This window comes from Methanobrevibacter wolinii SH, assembly GCF_000621965.1.
GTDB classification, from domain to species: domain Archaea; phylum Methanobacteriota; class Methanobacteria; order Methanobacteriales; family Methanobacteriaceae; genus Methanarmilla; species Methanarmilla wolinii.
This window is the reverse complement of sequence record NZ_KK211375.1, coordinates 89,492-105,642: the sequence shown is the minus strand read 5'-3', so window position 1 is coordinate 105,642 and position 16,151 is coordinate 89,492. Positions and strand designations below refer to the sequence as shown.

The 16,151-nt window shown below is 24.0% G+C and carries 11 protein-coding genes and 1 tRNA gene; 5 read left to right on the top strand and 7 right to left on the bottom strand.

What is annotated here, in order from left to right:
* The first annotated feature begins 221 nt into the window (after positions 1–221).
* The 3 genes from T523_RS04190 to T523_RS04180 all read left to right on the top strand — a co-directional run bounded on the left by T523_RS04190 (position 222) and on the right by T523_RS04180 (position 5,434).
* Positions 222–977: a HesA/MoeB/ThiF family protein gene (locus tag T523_RS04190; protein ID WP_042707671.1), complete on the top strand. Its 756-nt coding sequence runs from the start codon at positions 222–224 to the stop codon at positions 975–977.
* Between the two features lie 1,051 nt (positions 978–2,028).
* Positions 2,029–3,399 carry a type I glutamate--ammonia ligase gene (glnA, locus tag T523_RS04185; RefSeq protein ID WP_052334636.1) on the top strand — a complete coding sequence of 457 codons (1,371 nt, stop codon included), beginning with the start codon at positions 2,029–2,031 and terminating at the stop codon, positions 3,397–3,399.
* 346 nt (positions 3,400–3,745) lie between these two features.
* Positions 3,746–5,434 carry a DUF128 domain-containing protein gene (locus T523_RS04180; RefSeq protein ID WP_042707669.1) on the top strand — a complete coding sequence of 563 codons (1,689 nt, stop codon included), beginning with the start codon at positions 3,746–3,748 and terminating at the stop codon, positions 5,432–5,434.
* Between the two features lie 662 nt (positions 5,435–6,096).
* Here the strand turns inward: T523_RS04180 and T523_RS04175 are convergent.
* The gene (locus T523_RS04175) at positions 6,097–6,954 is read right to left on the bottom strand and encodes a hypothetical protein (RefSeq protein WP_042707668.1); all 858 of its coding nucleotides are present in this window, start codon (positions 6,952–6,954) and stop codon (positions 6,097–6,099) included.
* A gap of 274 nt (positions 6,955–7,228) precedes the next feature.
* Positions 7,229–8,578, bottom strand: a complete 1,350-nt coding sequence (gene purB, locus T523_RS04170) for an adenylosuccinate lyase (protein ID WP_042707667.1) — start codon at positions 8,576–8,578, stop codon at positions 7,229–7,231.
* Between the two features lie 334 nt (positions 8,579–8,912).
* On the opposite strand from purB, the gene T523_RS04165 reads away from it, so the two are divergent.
* Complete coding sequence (locus tag T523_RS04165; RefSeq protein ID WP_042707666.1) at positions 8,913–9,572, top strand: class II glutamine amidotransferase; 660 nt, start codon at positions 8,913–8,915, stop codon at positions 9,570–9,572.
* 293 nt (positions 9,573–9,865) lie between these two features.
* On the opposite strand, the gene T523_RS04160 is transcribed toward T523_RS04165, so the two are convergent.
* Positions 9,866–9,940: transfer RNA gene (locus tag T523_RS04160), tRNA-Glu, on the bottom strand.
* 73 nt (positions 9,941–10,013) lie between these two features.
* Positions 10,014–10,175 (bottom strand): preprotein translocase subunit Sec61beta, encoded by a 162-nt coding sequence (locus T523_RS04155; protein WP_042707665.1) that lies wholly within the window; start codon positions 10,173–10,175, stop codon positions 10,014–10,016.
* Positions 10,176–10,476: 301 nt separating this feature from the next.
* Between T523_RS04155 and lysS the strand changes: the two genes are divergently transcribed.
* Positions 10,477–12,063 (top strand): lysine--tRNA ligase, encoded by a 1,587-nt coding sequence (gene lysS, locus T523_RS04150; RefSeq protein ID WP_042707664.1) that lies wholly within the window; start codon positions 10,477–10,479, stop codon positions 12,061–12,063.
* A gap of 189 nt (positions 12,064–12,252) precedes the next feature.
* On the opposite strand, the gene T523_RS04145 is transcribed toward lysS, so the two are convergent.
* The 3 genes from T523_RS04145 to nrdD form a co-directional block, all read right to left on the bottom strand.
* Complete coding sequence (locus tag T523_RS04145) at positions 12,253–12,732, bottom strand: nucleoside deaminase (protein WP_042707663.1); 480 nt, start codon at positions 12,730–12,732, stop codon at positions 12,253–12,255.
* An 18-nt stretch (positions 12,733–12,750) separates the two neighbouring features.
* Positions 12,751–13,431, bottom strand: a complete 681-nt coding sequence (locus T523_RS04140; RefSeq protein ID WP_052334635.1) for a coiled-coil domain-containing protein — start codon at positions 13,429–13,431, stop codon at positions 12,751–12,753.
* A gap of 238 nt (positions 13,432–13,669) precedes the next feature.
* Positions 13,670–15,988: an anaerobic ribonucleoside-triphosphate reductase gene (nrdD, locus tag T523_RS04135; RefSeq protein WP_042707662.1), complete on the bottom strand. Its 2,319-nt coding sequence runs from the start codon at positions 15,986–15,988 to the stop codon at positions 13,670–13,672.
* Between the last annotated feature and the right edge of the window lie 163 nt (positions 15,989–16,151).

The window sequence follows — 16,151 nt, the reverse complement described above, 5'->3', positions numbered from 1 at the left end:
ATAACCTTAAATTAATAAGCTTAATAAATAAAAATTTTTTTAAAAATAAAAAATTATAAAGATATAAATATTAAAAGATAAAATATATAAAAAATAACAATTGTTATAAAAATTTTTAGTAAAAGGAGAATCAACAAAATATAATATAAAATAAAACAATTATATAACTTATTTATAAAAGAGATTTTGTTTGAAACTCAAAACAAATATTAAGTGATAAGATGCCAACAAGATATATTGGAAATGGATACTGGGAAATAGTATCAAGACAAATGAGTATAGTTACAAGAAGTGAACAACAAAGATTTAAAGATGCTAAAATAGCTGTAGTAGGTTGTGGTGGAATTGGAGGATCCGCAATTGAAATGTTAGCAAGAATGGGTGTTGGAAAACTTACAATAATAGATCAAGATTATTTTGATTTATCAAATCTTAATAGACAAGTAATGAGTAGTATAAATTGTTTAAGAAAAGATAAAACAGAAGTTACAAAAGAAAAAATAAGATTAATTAACCCATATGTAGAAGTTAATGCAAAAAATGCTAAAGTTGATGAAGATAATGTTGCAGAGTTAATTGGTGATGTTGATATTATCATTGATGCATTAGACAATCTTGTAACACGTATAATTGTAAGTAGATATGCAAAAGAAAAAAACATACCATTTATACATGGTGCAATAAATGGAACTAAAGGACAAATAACTGTATTTACTCCAGATACAGATAAAGATTATGAAGAATTATTTGGAATGCCATCAAAAGGTCGTGAATTAAATGAAGAAGTTAAAAAAGAAGTTGGAAACTTAACTTATGGTGTTCCTCCAGTAATTGGTCCAGTACCAAATATAATTGGTAATTTAGAAGCATTTGAAGCTTTTAAATATATTACAGGTATTGGAAAAGTTATAAAAGCCCCAAAAATATTAACTTATGATTTATTAGATTTAAATTCAATAACAGAAATAGAATTATGATTTAATGAATATATAATTTAAAATCTTAATCTATTTCATTTGAAATTTTAATCTTTTAAACATATTTATTTTTAATTTTAAATTTATATAATTAATTAATTAAAAAAACACTCTTTTTTAACTTTTTTAAAAATCTAATTTAATTAAAAAAAATGATTTTTTAAAATTTATTATTTTTAAATATAAAAAATTATATTCAAATTTTAAGAATTTAAGAATATCTCTTTTTAATAAACTTTAAATATAAATAATTAATTTTAAGATATTAATTAAAAAATTTAAGTTTTTAAAAACCATATTTAATTAAAAATTTAATTTTATAAACTATTTTTATTTTTAAATTTAAAATGATATTTAACTTAAATTTAAATAAATTCAATAAATCCAAAATTCAATTAAAAGTTTCTATTTATATAAGTAAAAAATATTTAAAAATAAGCTTTGTTGAAATCCTCAAAATTTTTTTAAAATAAACTTTCTTAAAATTAATTATCAATTATAACTAAGTTTAAATTTTTATAAAAAATAGTTTTCAACAGACCTAAAAATAATTAAAAAATATACAATTTTTAACAAATAAATATATAATCATTTAAAAATATAAAATTTAAAAAAAAATTGAAAAATAATATTAAACGTTCAATATTTTAATAAAAAAATGAATATAAAAACATAGAACATGATAGAAAACATTTATATATGAAAAAAATAAAATATATTGAAAGTAGGAATACTACTTCCGACTAAAATTAAAATCAATATAAAATAAAATGATAAATTTTATTTCATAAAGATTAATTTAAAATCAAAAAATTATTACCCTTAAATATTAATTATATACTGTTCATTTATTTAAACTAAAAATAATTAATATTAGACTGAATATAAAATTAATTTATTTTGATTAAAAATTAATTAAAAAATTGTATAAAAACATAATAAATAAACAAATTAATAAAACAATTAAATATATTAAAGATTAAATATTAAATAATTATTATAAAAAACATAATTTTTATTAAATAGTTTTTATTATTTTTATTTTATTAAAATGGAGACTGATTTAATGAGTAAAGATGTAGATAAAAAACAGATAGATAATGTAATAGAACAAATGGACAAAGACGATATCCAATTTATAAGATTACAATTTGTAGATATCCATGGTTTCCAAAAAAATATTGCAATACCAAAACCAAAAGATTTAGAAGATTTATTTACTGAAGGTAACTTATTTGATGGATCTTCAATTGATGGATTTGTAGATATTAATAACAGTGATTTATTATTAAAACCAGATATTAGTACCTACTCCAGATTACCATGGAGACCTGATGATTCTGCTGTATGTAGATTTATCTGTGATATTTACGATCCAAATGGAAAACCATTTGTAGGAGACCCAAGAAGTCAACTTAAAAAATCATTAGCAAAAATTTCAAAAGATGGATTACAATATAATATTGGTCCAGAACCAGAATTCTTTATTGTAGATATTGATGATGAAGGATATCCAATGCCTTATGATGATGCAGCTTACTTTGATATTGAACCTAAAGATAAAGGACCTGATTTCAGAAGAGAAATTAGTTTAAACCTACAAGAATTAGGATTTAATGTAGAAGCACTTCACCACGAAGTTGGTCCAGGTCAAAACGAAATTGCATTTAGATTTGATGATGCACTTAAAACTGCAGATGCAGTAGTAACCTTTAAAACAGCAATTAAATCAATTGTTAGTAACATGGCTGCATTTGATGAAATTGATTACAGAGTAACTTTCATGCCTAAACCATTCTTTGGTGTAAATGGTAGTGGAATGCACTGTCACCAAAGTTTATTTAAAAATGGTAAAAACTTATTTGCTGATGCAGATAGTGAAACTGGTTTATCAGATGATGCGATTTACTTTATTGGTGGATTATTAAAACATGCGCCTGCATTAACTGCTGTAACTAACCCAATTGTAAACTCATACAAACGTTTAGTTCCTGGATACGAAGCTCCAGTATATATTGCATATGGTCTTAAAAACAGATCAGCACTTGTAAGAGTACCTGCAGCTCGTGGACAAGCTACTCGTATTGAATATAGGGCACCTGACCCAGCATGTAACCCATACTTAGCATTTGCTGCTATGCTTGAAGCTGGTTTAGATGGTATTAAAAATAAAGTTGATCCTGGTGAACCTACTGAAGTTAACATTTACAAATTAAGTGAGGAAGAACTTAAAGAAAGAGGAATTGGTTTATTACCTGCAAGTTTATGGGAAGCATATCATACACTTGAAAACGATCCTGTTGTTTTAGGTGCATTAGGTGACCATATTGCTAATAAATTCCTTGACAGCAAATATGCTGAATGGGATGATTACAGAGTTCAAGTATTTGGTTACGAACAAAGAAGATATTTAGATGTATAAATCTAATATCTTTAATTTTTTATTTTTAAAATTTAACTAATAGTTATCTATTAGACGACTTTTTTTACAACATAATTAAAACTTAATATTCTATTAAAGAATTGCTTTTTTTAATTGTTTAATATTTAATATTAAATTTATTTAAAATAGAGTTAATAGTTTTAAAATTATATATAATCAAAAAATTAATGCTATTTATTAAATTAAAATAAATAATTTAATAAGATTAAAAAATAAAATAATAATATAAATATTTAATATTTTTATAATAAGTTAAAAACGATATAAAATTTTAGAAGACTCTATAATTTTATAAACTTAAAAAATAATAAAGTAAAGGTGCCATATGTCTGAATCAAAACAGAAGACTATTGAAATTTTACGAATTTTAGAACAAGCTGAAAAACCAGTAGGTTCTAAAAAAATAGCAAATGAATTAAAAAACAAAGGGTATAATTTAGGAGAAAGAGCTGTTCGTTATCATATGCAACTTTTAGATGAAAAAGGATACACTGAGCGAATAGGATATTCTGGAAGAAAAATCACAGAACTTGGGAAATCAGTATTAGAAAAAGGACTTGTATACGACCAAGTAGATTTTACATTTTCAAAATTTGAAGAATATATCTATCAAACAACATTTAATCCTAATAATAAAACTGGAAATGTTATTGTTAATACATCACATATATTTGATGATGAAGGATTAGAATTAATTAAAAAAGTTTTTCAAGCAAATATTGCAGTAAGTCCTCTTGTTAAACTTGAAAAAAGTACATATAAAGGAAAAGAAGGATATAGTCTCAGAACAATTTGTGGAACAACTATTGATGGTGTATTATTAAACAATGGTATAAGTACCCAACCACAATATGGTGGATTACTAGAAGTTAAAGATTATGTACCTAAAAGATTTACAGAACTTATTTCCTATAAGAAAACATCAATTACTCCATTAGATGCATTTGTTGGAAAAAATATGACTTCTGTATTAAATGTTGTAGAAGAAGGTAATGGAACAATACCTGCAAATTTTAGAGTTATTCCTAGTGTTGCTCGTGATAAAACTGTTAAAATAATAAACAAACTTAAAAAAGCAAATATTAATGGAGTAATCGCAATAGGTAAAGAAGGTCAAGATATATTAGGTGTACCTGTACCTAAAGGAACAGTTGGTGTTGCTATATGTGGAGGAGTTACTCCTTTCTGTGCAGCACAAGAATTAGACTATGATGTAGATATAAAATTAGGTGAAGATTTAAATGATTATTCTGAACTAAAACCTATAACAAGTACAAAAACTATACTTAAAAGACCTAATAATAAAACAAACTATGAACAAATTCCATTTTTACTTTCAAAATCATGGAATCTTATTCAAAAAGTAGATTATAACTATAAGACTAAAAAAGGAAATATAATTGCTAATATTTCATATATTGATAAAGAAGATATAGATGATGCATTAGACATTATGGAGAAAACATATAATGACTATCCAAATTATATAAATCCTTATTATAAAATAGTTAAAAATGAAGATAACTCTGATAAAGTAGGAATAGCCACTGTATGTAGTCTTTCAGTTGATGGAATTTTAATTAAAAATGGAATTATGAGTTTACCAAAATATGGAGGATTACTTGAAATTGGAAATCCTTCACTATTTACAGAACTTATATCTTATGGTGGTTCCTCAATAGATCCACATAAAATATACATATCTAAAAATTTAACTTCAATTACACAAAAAGATACACCACAAAAAATTCTTGCATCTATTAAAGAAGTACCTTTAATAGCAAGAGAAGATGCAGAAGTTGTTTTAAATAAACTTAATGGTGAGGTATTATCTATTTATAAAATAGGTAAACCAAGAGAAGTAGTATACAATGCTAAAGTTAATAATTATAATTTTGGTGTTGTTGCAGGTAGTGGTTTAAATTCAATAGCTGCAATCCTTGAAGAAGGTATTAATATTGAAGTAAAAGCACTTGAAGGTTTAATGCCACTTAATGAAATGAATAAATTTTAAATTAAAAAATTTAAAAATTATTCTACTTTTTAAATTCTTCAAAATTTTTAAAATAAATTTTCAACTTTGTTGAATTACTCAAAATTTTTATAAATAAACTTTCTTAAAATTAATTTTCAAGTATTAATTAATTTTAAAATATTATAAAAAATAGTTTTCAACAAACTATTATTCTTTTACTAATTTTAAAAAAAATACTATTTATAAATTAAATAAAAATTTTTTTATTATTTTTCTATTTTTTAATAATTTGATTTTATTGAAATCTTTCTAATTTTTAGAATAAATTTTCTTAAAATTGATTTTCAAGTATTAATACCATTTAAATTATTATAAAAAATATTTTTAAACAAAAAAATCAAAAAATATCTAGTTAATATAAACGTTTAACTCTTAGATAAAAAATATCCTTTTTTTAAAAAATTAAAAAAAATGAATATGTATATAATTAGATGTACATATAATATAGAAAATACTAAAAATAAAATTAAAACTTTAATTAAAATAAAAAAACAGTTAAATAAAAAAGATAATTAATTAATAAAAACTAGAATTATTAATAAATATTTAAATTAAAAGACAAGAAATTATTTTGAAAATATTAATAAAAACAAAATAAAAATAGCTAAAAAATTATAAAAATTATTTAAAAATAAATAATTTTATAATTCATTTTCTAATTTAAGTTTAACTTCACCTAATTTTGGAGCTAAATAATTATAGAAATATGTAGCTAAAAAGATAATAACGAAATTTAAAACAAATGTAACAATAATATTGTATATTGCAGACATACCTGCTTTTTGATTTACAATTAACATGATAATTGAAACAATAACACTAAGAATTGTCATTACAATAGACATGATTATTGCGGTTTTTGTAGGATCAAAACGTTTAATAATAGCCATATCTTTTTCATCTTCTAATTCTACAATAATACCTCCAATAATAGGACTAAGATAATTATAACAGTAAGCACCAATAAGGACAAAAAGGAATGGGAATACAAATGAAGCAATAAGTAATGAAATAATAATTCTAGGAGATACCATTAACATTGCTACATTATATAAAATCATTGCAATACCCATTTGACCAGTCATCATTAACATTTGTAATAATGAACTAATCATAGCAGGTACAAATACTGCTATTAAAGTATATACAATAATAAAAGATACAAGAGAAATTAAAGCTAAAACTAATGCAATAGGTAAAGGTTTAATTTCTTTAACCTCATTATCTTCAATACTGAAATTGATAGCATTTAATCTTTTAACAAATATATTGTATAAAAATCCTCGTCCAAAAAAGTGAATTATACTTTGTAAAATAGTTCCAAAGACAATAACAGGTATTAAGACTAAAGCAATTGATGATGCATTTCCTCCAGTCATTACAGAAATTACAATAAATAGTATAACTGCAAATATTATACTTAATAAAGTATTAACACACATACCCATACTTGTAAAGGAAGATAAATCAATTTGTTTAATATTCTTTGAATTTACCATATTTTCACCCTTTTAAAAAAAATTATAGAATATTTGTTTAAATAATAGATATTTAAACAAACATTTAATTTAATATATTTTTTATAATATTAATCTTTTGATTTGTTTATAAAATAATAAAAAGAAAATATAAAAAATCAAATAATATTAAAAAACTTAAACATTCAATAATATTTAAATTATAAATTTAATATTTAAATAAATTTAAAATATATAAGAAATTTAAATTATAATTTAAAAAGTTTTAAAATATTATAAATAAAATAAATTAAATTTAAAACCAATTTTTAGAATCTTCTAAAATTTCATCAACAATTATATCTGCAGAACCAGTGTAAGTATGAGGATCCATAATTTTTCTAACTTCTTCTTCAGATAAGAATTTAGAAGCTTCTTCATCAGCAAGTATTAAATCTGCAAGTAATAATTTTTCTTTATTAGCTTTAATAGCATTTTTCCTTACAATAGCATATGCAGTTTGTTTACCCATACCTGATCTAGTAAGTTCTGCCATTAATCTTTCAGCCATGACTAAACCATGAGTTAAATTAAGATTTTTCTCAATATTTTCATCATGGAATTGTAATTTAGTCATGAGTTTAATAGTTAATTCTAAAGTATAATCACTTAAAATACATGCTTCAGGTAACATTATTCTTTCACAAGAAGAATTAGTTAAATCTCTTTCATGCCATAATGGATTATTTTCCATAGCAGCAGTTACATATGATTTTACAATCCTTGAAATACCACAAATTCTTTCAGCAGTAATAGGATTCATTTTATGTGGCATAGTACTACTACCTACTTGTTTTTCTGGATCAAAGAATTCTCCAACTTCCATGATTTCAGTTCTTTGAAGATTTCTGATTTCAAGAGCTATTTTTGTAAGAGTAGTTGCAAGGTTTGCAATTACCATAATAAATTCTACATGATTATCTCTTTGAACAACTTGATTAGTAATAGTTGCATAAGGTAAATCTAAAATTTCAGAAACTTTTTTATGTACTTCCCAACCTTGAGGACCTAATGCTGCAGTAGTACCAACTGCACCATCTAACATTCCAACACAGACATTATTTTTTGCATGTTCTAATCTATCATACTGTCTTTTAAGTTCAGCAGCCCAATTAGCAAATTTCATACCATAAGTAGTAGGAATAGCATGTTGACCATGAGTACGTCCTATACATACTTTATCTTTGTTTTCTTTAGCTAATTTAAGAATAATATTAGTTAATTTAATTATTTTATCTTCAAGTACATGAATAGAATCTTTAAGAAGTAAAGAATTTGAAGTATCTACAATATCATTAGAAGTTGCTCCAAAGTGAACATATTCACCAGCTTCACCATCACATTGTTCTGCAATTCCTTGAACCATAGATGCAATATCATGTTTTTTAGCAGCTTCAATTTCATTTACTCTTTCAAGTTTAACATAATTAGTATTAGCTTTTTTACTAATCTCATCAGCATATTCTTTTTTAATAATTCCAAGTTGACCTTCAGCTTGAGCTAATGCAGATTCTACATCTAACATTTTTTGTAATTTATTTTCATATTCCCAAATATTCTTCATTTCAGGAGTACCATATCTAAATTCTATTGGATGTATTGCCATTATAACACTTCTTAAAATTTTTAACAAATATCATAATAAAAATTAATTTATTAAATCACAAATAAAATAATCCATTGATTTTAATAAAATAAAATTTTTACTACAATTAATAAATATTATAATAATATTTTTAATTTTAAAATTAATATAATTAGCTATAAAAAAATATTAAAAAATAAAAAATAAAATTAAAATCAATATAAATAGCTATAAAAATATTAAAAAATAAAAAATAAAATTAAAATTAAACATATAATTTTTATAATAAAAAAATTAAAGAGATATCTAGTTAATATATCAATCTGTTAAATTTTAATTAAGAAGGCGATTTTAAATGTGTGTAATTGTTATTAAACCACCAAACACAAATATTTCAAGAAGAAATATAGAAGCAATGTATAAACAAAACCCACATGGAGTAGGAATAAGTTATTATAATCCAAAAGAAGATATGATAGTTTGGAAAAAAGGTTTAACAGACTTAGATGAAATTGAAAACATTATAAACAAATTATATCCTATAGAGACCATTATTCATTTTAGATATGGAACATCAGGACCAAATAATGCTAAAATGTGCCATCCTTTTCCAATTAATGAAGAAAATAGACTCCAAGGTAAATCAAAAAAAATATTTTATCATAATGGAGAATTAAAAGCATTTGAACCAGAAGAAAATTCAGAATATAGTGATGCATATCTTTTTTGGAAAGAAGTTGTAAATAAAGTTAATATTCCTCTTGATAAAGAAGTTGAGAAATGGTTTGATGATGGAATAAATAAAATGGCATTTCATACAACAGATGGTATTCAAACAGTAGGAGAATACTTTGAATGGGATGGACTTAAAGTAAGTAATCTTAAATTTACAAGATTTTTATTTGAAAAATCTAAACCAAGAAAAGTTCTATCTTTTATAAAATGGAAAATAGTTTTAAGATCAATTAATGGAATTATTAATGGATTTACAAAATTAAGAGATAAAATTGAATAAATTTTATCTATTCAAACTACTTTTAAAACATGAAAATATTATATAACATTAACAATTTTTAAAATTTTATCTATTCAAACTACTTTTAAAACAAATATTAATATTAAAATTTCTAAGAAAATAAAAAAATTAAACTTATTTTAAAAAATTATAAATGTTAAAACTTTTTAAATTTAATAAAAAATTATAAAGTAAATTTATTTAAAACCTTTAATTTTTAAAATAGAATTTTTTCAAAATCTAGTTCTCAAGTATTAAAAGACTTTAAAATTTAATAAAAATATGTAAAATAGTGCTCCGTCCGGGATTCGAACCCGTGTCTCTGGTTCGAGAGACCAGAATGATTGGCCGGACTACACTAACGGAGCATATAAAATAAATATATAAAATAAAACAAGAAATTAAATAATAAATAAAAAATTTAATTATTATTTAAAGTATTTATGCAGAATATCTTAAAACAAAACAGAATATTGCTAAGATTATAGTTGCAACCACTACGATTTCAGGAGAAAGTTTAGGTCCTACACTTTCTTCATCAAAATATCTAACTAAACCTGCACCTGTCTGTGGCATATCAATTTTATCGTCTTTTCTAGACATAATATCACCATATATTCTTAAAAAAAATAATATAAATATAAACAAATAAAAAAGAATAAATTTAATTATATATTATAATATATGATAATACTTATATTTAAACCTTAATTTAAATTTAATAAAGATACTGGTTTTTCATAAAATAAAAATAAAAATATCAACATATTTATATTATATTTAAAAGAGATAATAACATATTATAAAAACTTATTTTTAGATTATTTTAAATTTTAAAATTATTTTATAAAGTTTAAATATTTATTTAAATAATAATTAATTCTTATTAAATAAAGGTGATTAAATGGAACATTGGATAGAAAGAATAGCTGATGATTTAAATAATATGGATGTAGAAAAACACACAATAGCTAGTGGTACATCTATATCAGGATCAATACATATTGGAAATTCTTGTGATATATTTATTGCAAATGCAATAGGTAAACAATTAAAAAAATTAGGTAGTGATGTTGAAGTCATATGGATTGCTGATGATCACGATCCATTAAGAAAAGTACCATACCCACTTCCAGAAAATTTTACTAAATACTTAGGTATGCCTTATTCAACAATTCCATGTCCTGATGGATGTTGTAAAAACTTTGTTGAACACTTTGAAAAACCATTATTTAATGTATTAGATGATTATGGAATAGATGTAAGTATTAAATCTGGTTTTGAAATGTATAAATCAGGAGTATACAACGATTATATAAGAACTGCATTAGAAAACCATAATAGAATAAGAGAAATATTCGATCAATACAGAAGAGAACCATTAGCAGAAAATTGGTTACCTTACAATCCAATTTGTGAAAAATGTGGAAGAGTAAACACAACTACTGCATATGATTTTGATGGTGATAAAGTTTACTACAAATGTGAATGTGGTCATGAAGGAGTTTCTGATATAACTAAAGGTGATGGAAAACTTACATGGAGAGTAGAATGGGCTGCTAGATGGAAAATATTCAACACTACTTGTGAACCATTTGGAAAAGATCATGCAGCAAGTGGTGGATCTTATGATGTAAGTAAAGTTATTTCAAAAGAAATATTTGATTATGATGCACCATATCCAGTTCCATATGAATGGATTACTCTTAATGGTGAAGCAATGAGTAAATCCCATGGAGTATTCTTTACACCACAACAATGGTTAGAAATTGGACCTGCAGAAAGTCTTAATTATTATTTATTCAGAAGTAAACCAATGAAACCAAAAGATTTCTCACCTAAAATGGACTTTGTAAATTTAATGGAACAATTTGATACTGTAGAAAAAGTATTTTATGATGAAGTAGAAGCACCATCTGAAAAAGAAGCAAGAAAATTCAAAGAAATCTATAATATAGCACAAATTAATGAAGGTAGTCCATTACCATTTAGACCACCTTATAGATTCCTTATTAATGCAATACAAATTGTTGGTGGTTGTGACCTTGAAAAAATTTTTGGAATCTTAAAAAGAAATTCACAATTAACTAAAAGCTTTGAAGATAAAGAATTTAATGATTTAACTGAAACAGAACTTGCACAATATAAAGAAAGAGTAGAGAATGTAAATAATTGGTTAAATTTATATGCACCTAAATTTGTTAAATTTAATGTACAATATAAATCAATACCTAATTTACCACTTCAAGAAGAACAAGATGCATTCTTAAAAGACCTTGCAGATTTAATTGAAAATAACAATTATACACATGCTGAAGATTTACATGACGATATGTATAAAGCATTAGAATCTCACAATTTAAAACCACAAAAAGCATTCCAAGCAATTTATAAAATGATTCTTGGTAAAAAACAAGGTCCTAGAGCAGCATCATTCTTACTTTCATTAGATAAAGATTTTGTTGTTAAAAGACTTAGAAAAGAAGAATAAATATTCTTCTTTTTACTAATTTTAAAAAAAATAGTGGTTTTGTTGAAACCCACAAAACTTTTAGAATAAACTTTCTTAAAATTGATTTTCAAGTATTACTATTGTTTAACTTTTTATAAAAATAGGATTTCAACAGACTTAAAATAGTATAAAAAATATAAATTCTCCTAATTTTTAGAACTAATTCATTTAAAAACTAGAATTACAAGTAGTAGAATTTGAAACACGCTCTTTTTCTTTATCCCATACTTCAGGATGATTCTCTATAAAGTCATTAAAAATTTCACGTATTTCTTCCATTTGAAGAACTTCAACTTCAATATTATTAATTTCTAAAAAATTCTCAGCACCCATTAAAGTTACATTTTCCCCAATTACAACACGAGGAATATTATATAAAACAATTGCACCAGAACACATTGGACAAGGAGAAAGAGTAGTATATAATGTAGATTGACTATATTCAAGATAAGTTAATCTTCCTGCATTATTAATTGCATCTATTTCACCATGTAAAATAGGAGAATCTTCTTGAATCATACGATTATGACCACGACCTACAATTTTCCCATTAGAAACTAAAACAGCCCCAATTGGAATTCCTCCTTCTTCAATAGATTTTTTAGCTTCAATAATTGCTTCTTTCATAAAATAGATATCATCAATCATTATAACACCATAATGATATTAATTAATTAACTTTGATAAAAAACCTTTATTTTGTTCATCTTTAAGATTATCATTTAACTTATTGTTAGATTTTTTAAGATCTTTAATAATTTTATCTTTATGATTAAGTTCAGAATTAAGTTTATTAAGTTGTTTTTCTTTATTTGAAATACTTTCTTTTAAATCATTAATTTTATATTCTAAATTTGCAATTTTTTCATTTAAATCATTTTTATAGGATTCTAATTCATTTTTATCATTATATAAACTTTTTCTTTCTTCTTTTAAAGAATTATTATCATTAGTTAATTTAGATAATTTACTTTCAGCTGAATCTAATTTTTTAGAAAGTTCCTTATTTTCTTTTTTTAATTGTTTAATTTCATTACTATTCTCTTCATTTTGAGAACTTATTACTTTATCATAATCTTTTTGAAGTTTTTCATATTTTACTTTAAGAATTGCAAGTTCTGCACCATTTTTAGTAAATGTTTCACTTAAATCTGCATTAATATCTAACTGTTCATAATATCTTTTAGTAGAAGAGTCTAATGCATCAGTTAATTCTTTTTTTAAATTTTTTAACTGTTTATTTTCCTTTTTAAGATCAGGTATGATTTCATTAGTTAAATGATTTAATTCTTCTGATTGATTTTTGCTTTTTAATACTAATTTTTCGTATTTTTCATCATCTACCACAATAATCACCATGTATAAGAAAAAACTTAATAAATTAGAAATGAAACTAATTCAATATATATTTATTTGTATATCATTATTATATTTAATTGTTTTAGTAAATAAGATTTATAATAGTAATTAAAAAATTAAACAAAATAATAAAAAAAGAACTAAAATTTAAGTAAAATTAATAAAGAAAAAAAGTAAAAATCTAAAAAAATCAATAAAAAATAAAAAAAGTGGAGAAAAAGTAGGTTTAATTTCTTTGGAATCGGCGTCTATCTAAAAGTTCTTGACGTTTACCTGCATTCCATCCACCATTAGCAGATTTAGCATGACCTACTTGTTGAACATATCCAGTAATCCTATCATACCATTCAACATCTTCAGTTTCACCACAGTTAGGACATTTATTATTTAATCCTTTCATTAATGTTTTACATTTTAAACAGAAACTTAAAGCAGAACTGTAAGCCCAGAATCCAATATCTGATTTTTTAGCAATTTTATTAGTTAAACTCATTAATGATTGTGGATCAGAGTAAGATTCACCCATAAATGCGTGGAAAATATGTCCACCAGGAGTAATTGGATGATATTGTTCTTCTATTTTTATTTTATCTACAAGTGAAATCTCAGAGTTAACAGGAACATGTGAAGAGTTAGTGTAATAATTAGCACCATTATCTCCTTGTAATATTGCTTTATCTCCAAATTGTTCTTTATCAAGTGTTGCAAATCTATATGCAGTAGTTTCTGCAGGAGTTTGAATTACAGACCATCTAAGACCAGTTTCTTTTTGTAATTCTTCAGCTCTATCATAGATATATTTAATACATTTTACACCAAATTTATTTGCATCTGGATTATCAATACCTTCACCAAATAATGCAAGTAACATTTCATTAAGACCAACAAAACCAAAGGATAAAGTAGAGTTTTCTACTCTGTAATAATTTTCACCATTAATTTTTTGAGTTAAGAAAGGAAGTACATCATAATCATTTAAACAATGTAATGCTTGCTCTCTTCTTAATAATAAAGTTTCAACTACTAAATCCATGTAATTATCTAAGTATTCAAATACTTGAGATTCATCTTTAGATTGATACCCAATTCTAGGAAGGTTCATTGTAACATAAGCAAGGTTACCTGTTCTTAAACAATCTTGATCCCAGTCTCCAGTCCAAGTATCTTGGAGACAAGTCCTACATCCCATATAATTTGCCATGTTTCCTCTGTATTTAGGTAACATATTTACAAAGTAAGGAGAACCAAATTTTGCAGAGAGTTCATGTACTCTATATAAATCCTCATCATAATCTCCTTTTAATGTTTCTTTACGTAAAGTATAAATAGTATTTGGGAAAAGGTGAGGTTTTCCATCTTTATCTCCGTGATATAAATTTTCAGTAAATGCTCTTTGGATTAATCTAGTTTCTTCCTCAAAATCACCATAAGTTCCAACTACTTTTCCACCAGGACCATATGCTGTTACATCTTCTAAGAATTTTGGAACTCCAAATTCTAATTGCATACTTGTAAATGGAACTTGTGAACCTCTAGCAGCATAAGCCATGTTCAAGTTGTAGATTAACATTTGAACAGCTTGTTTAATCTCTTCATAAGATCTACCTCTTGCAAATGGTGCTACAAATACATTCCAGAAAGACATAGCTTGTCCACCAGACATGTTTTGTTGTGCTGCAAGCATAATTTCACCAGTATGGTTCATTAAAGTTTCCATATGAGAAGGAGCTCCTGCAACAGAAGTATGATCTCCAGTACCATCTACTTTAAGACCATATCTAATAAATGATCTAATATCATGTTGTAAACAATTTAATGGTCTTGCTGCAAAGTATTCTAAATCATGTATGTGAATATCACCAGACATATGAGCATCTGCTAAATGTGAAGGTAATACATGTAATAATGCATATTGTTTTAATGCTTCATCAGCAACATATTTATGAATAGTTTCAGGGTTATGCATCATATTAGCATTATCATGGTTACCATTTTCAATTAAAGAAGTAATGTTATATACTGGAATTCCTAAACGAGTATAATCTTTCCTAATATCTTCAAGACCATATTCAACTAATTTAGTGTTAACCATTTCCCTAATCATAGGTGCAGTTACATAATCAACATTTAATTTTTTAAGTTCTTTCCAAACTTCAGAAGCAATTTCAAAAGCAGTTTCTTGAGATGCATTAGTTTCTTGAACTAAAGTATTAACTATTTTAGTTAAATCAAATGCTTCAATTTTATCTCTTGTAGTTCTTACTTTTAAAGTAGTAGTTGCTAAATATTTATTAGCTGATTCTTCACTAACATCACATAATGATTCATAAACAATTTTTTTAATTTCTTTTGTAGTGATTCCATCATATAATGATGAAACAACATTTGAAATTATTTTATCAGATTCAAAAAATGGTGTTTCTACCATGACTAAAGATTTTAATAATTTTTCATAACTGAATCTCTCCATTACACCATTATTCTTTTTTACAGAAACTTTAATATTTTTATTTAAGTTATTTGCGACTTCAGATCTAGTTTCCATTTTATTCTCCTCCACTTTAAAAATTAAAGTAATTAAAAAAAGTTCAAAACCCATTAAAATAAATTTAAACCATAAATATTATTTTATTAATCCTAAAGAACTTAATTTAGATAATAATAATCTAGAAAAAATTAGATTATATTATTAAGTAAGTAATATTATA

Excerpts from the sequence above, each read along its gene's own strand:
- T523_RS04165 (WP_042707666.1), top strand. The coding sequence starts at position 8,913 with ATGTGTGTAATTGTTATTAAACCACCAAACACAAATATTTCAAGAAGA.
- purB (WP_042707667.1), bottom strand. The coding sequence starts at position 8,578 with ATGGCAATACATCCAATAGAATTTAGATATGGTACTCCTGAAATGAAG.
- T523_RS04155 (WP_042707665.1), bottom strand. The coding sequence starts at position 10,175 with ATGTCTAGAAAAGACGATAAAATTGATATGCCACAGACAGGTGCAGGT.
- glnA (WP_052334636.1), top strand. The coding sequence starts at position 2,029 with ATGGAGACTGATTTAATGAGTAAAGATGTAGATAAAAAACAGATAGAT.
- T523_RS04190 (WP_042707671.1), top strand. The coding sequence starts at position 222 with ATGCCAACAAGATATATTGGAAATGGATACTGGGAAATAGTATCAAGA.
- T523_RS04180 (WP_042707669.1), top strand. The coding sequence starts at position 3,746 with ATGTCTGAATCAAAACAGAAGACTATTGAAATTTTACGAATTTTAGAA.
- lysS (WP_042707664.1), top strand. The coding sequence starts at position 10,477 with ATGGAACATTGGATAGAAAGAATAGCTGATGATTTAAATAATATGGAT.
- T523_RS04175 (WP_042707668.1), bottom strand. The coding sequence starts at position 6,954 with ATGGTAAATTCAAAGAATATTAAACAAATTGATTTATCTTCCTTTACA.
- nrdD (WP_042707662.1), bottom strand. The coding sequence starts at position 15,988 with ATGGAAACTAGATCTGAAGTCGCAAATAACTTAAATAAAAATATTAAA.
- T523_RS04145 (WP_042707663.1), bottom strand. The coding sequence starts at position 12,732 with ATGATTGATGATATCTATTTTATGAAAGAAGCAATTATTGAAGCTAAA.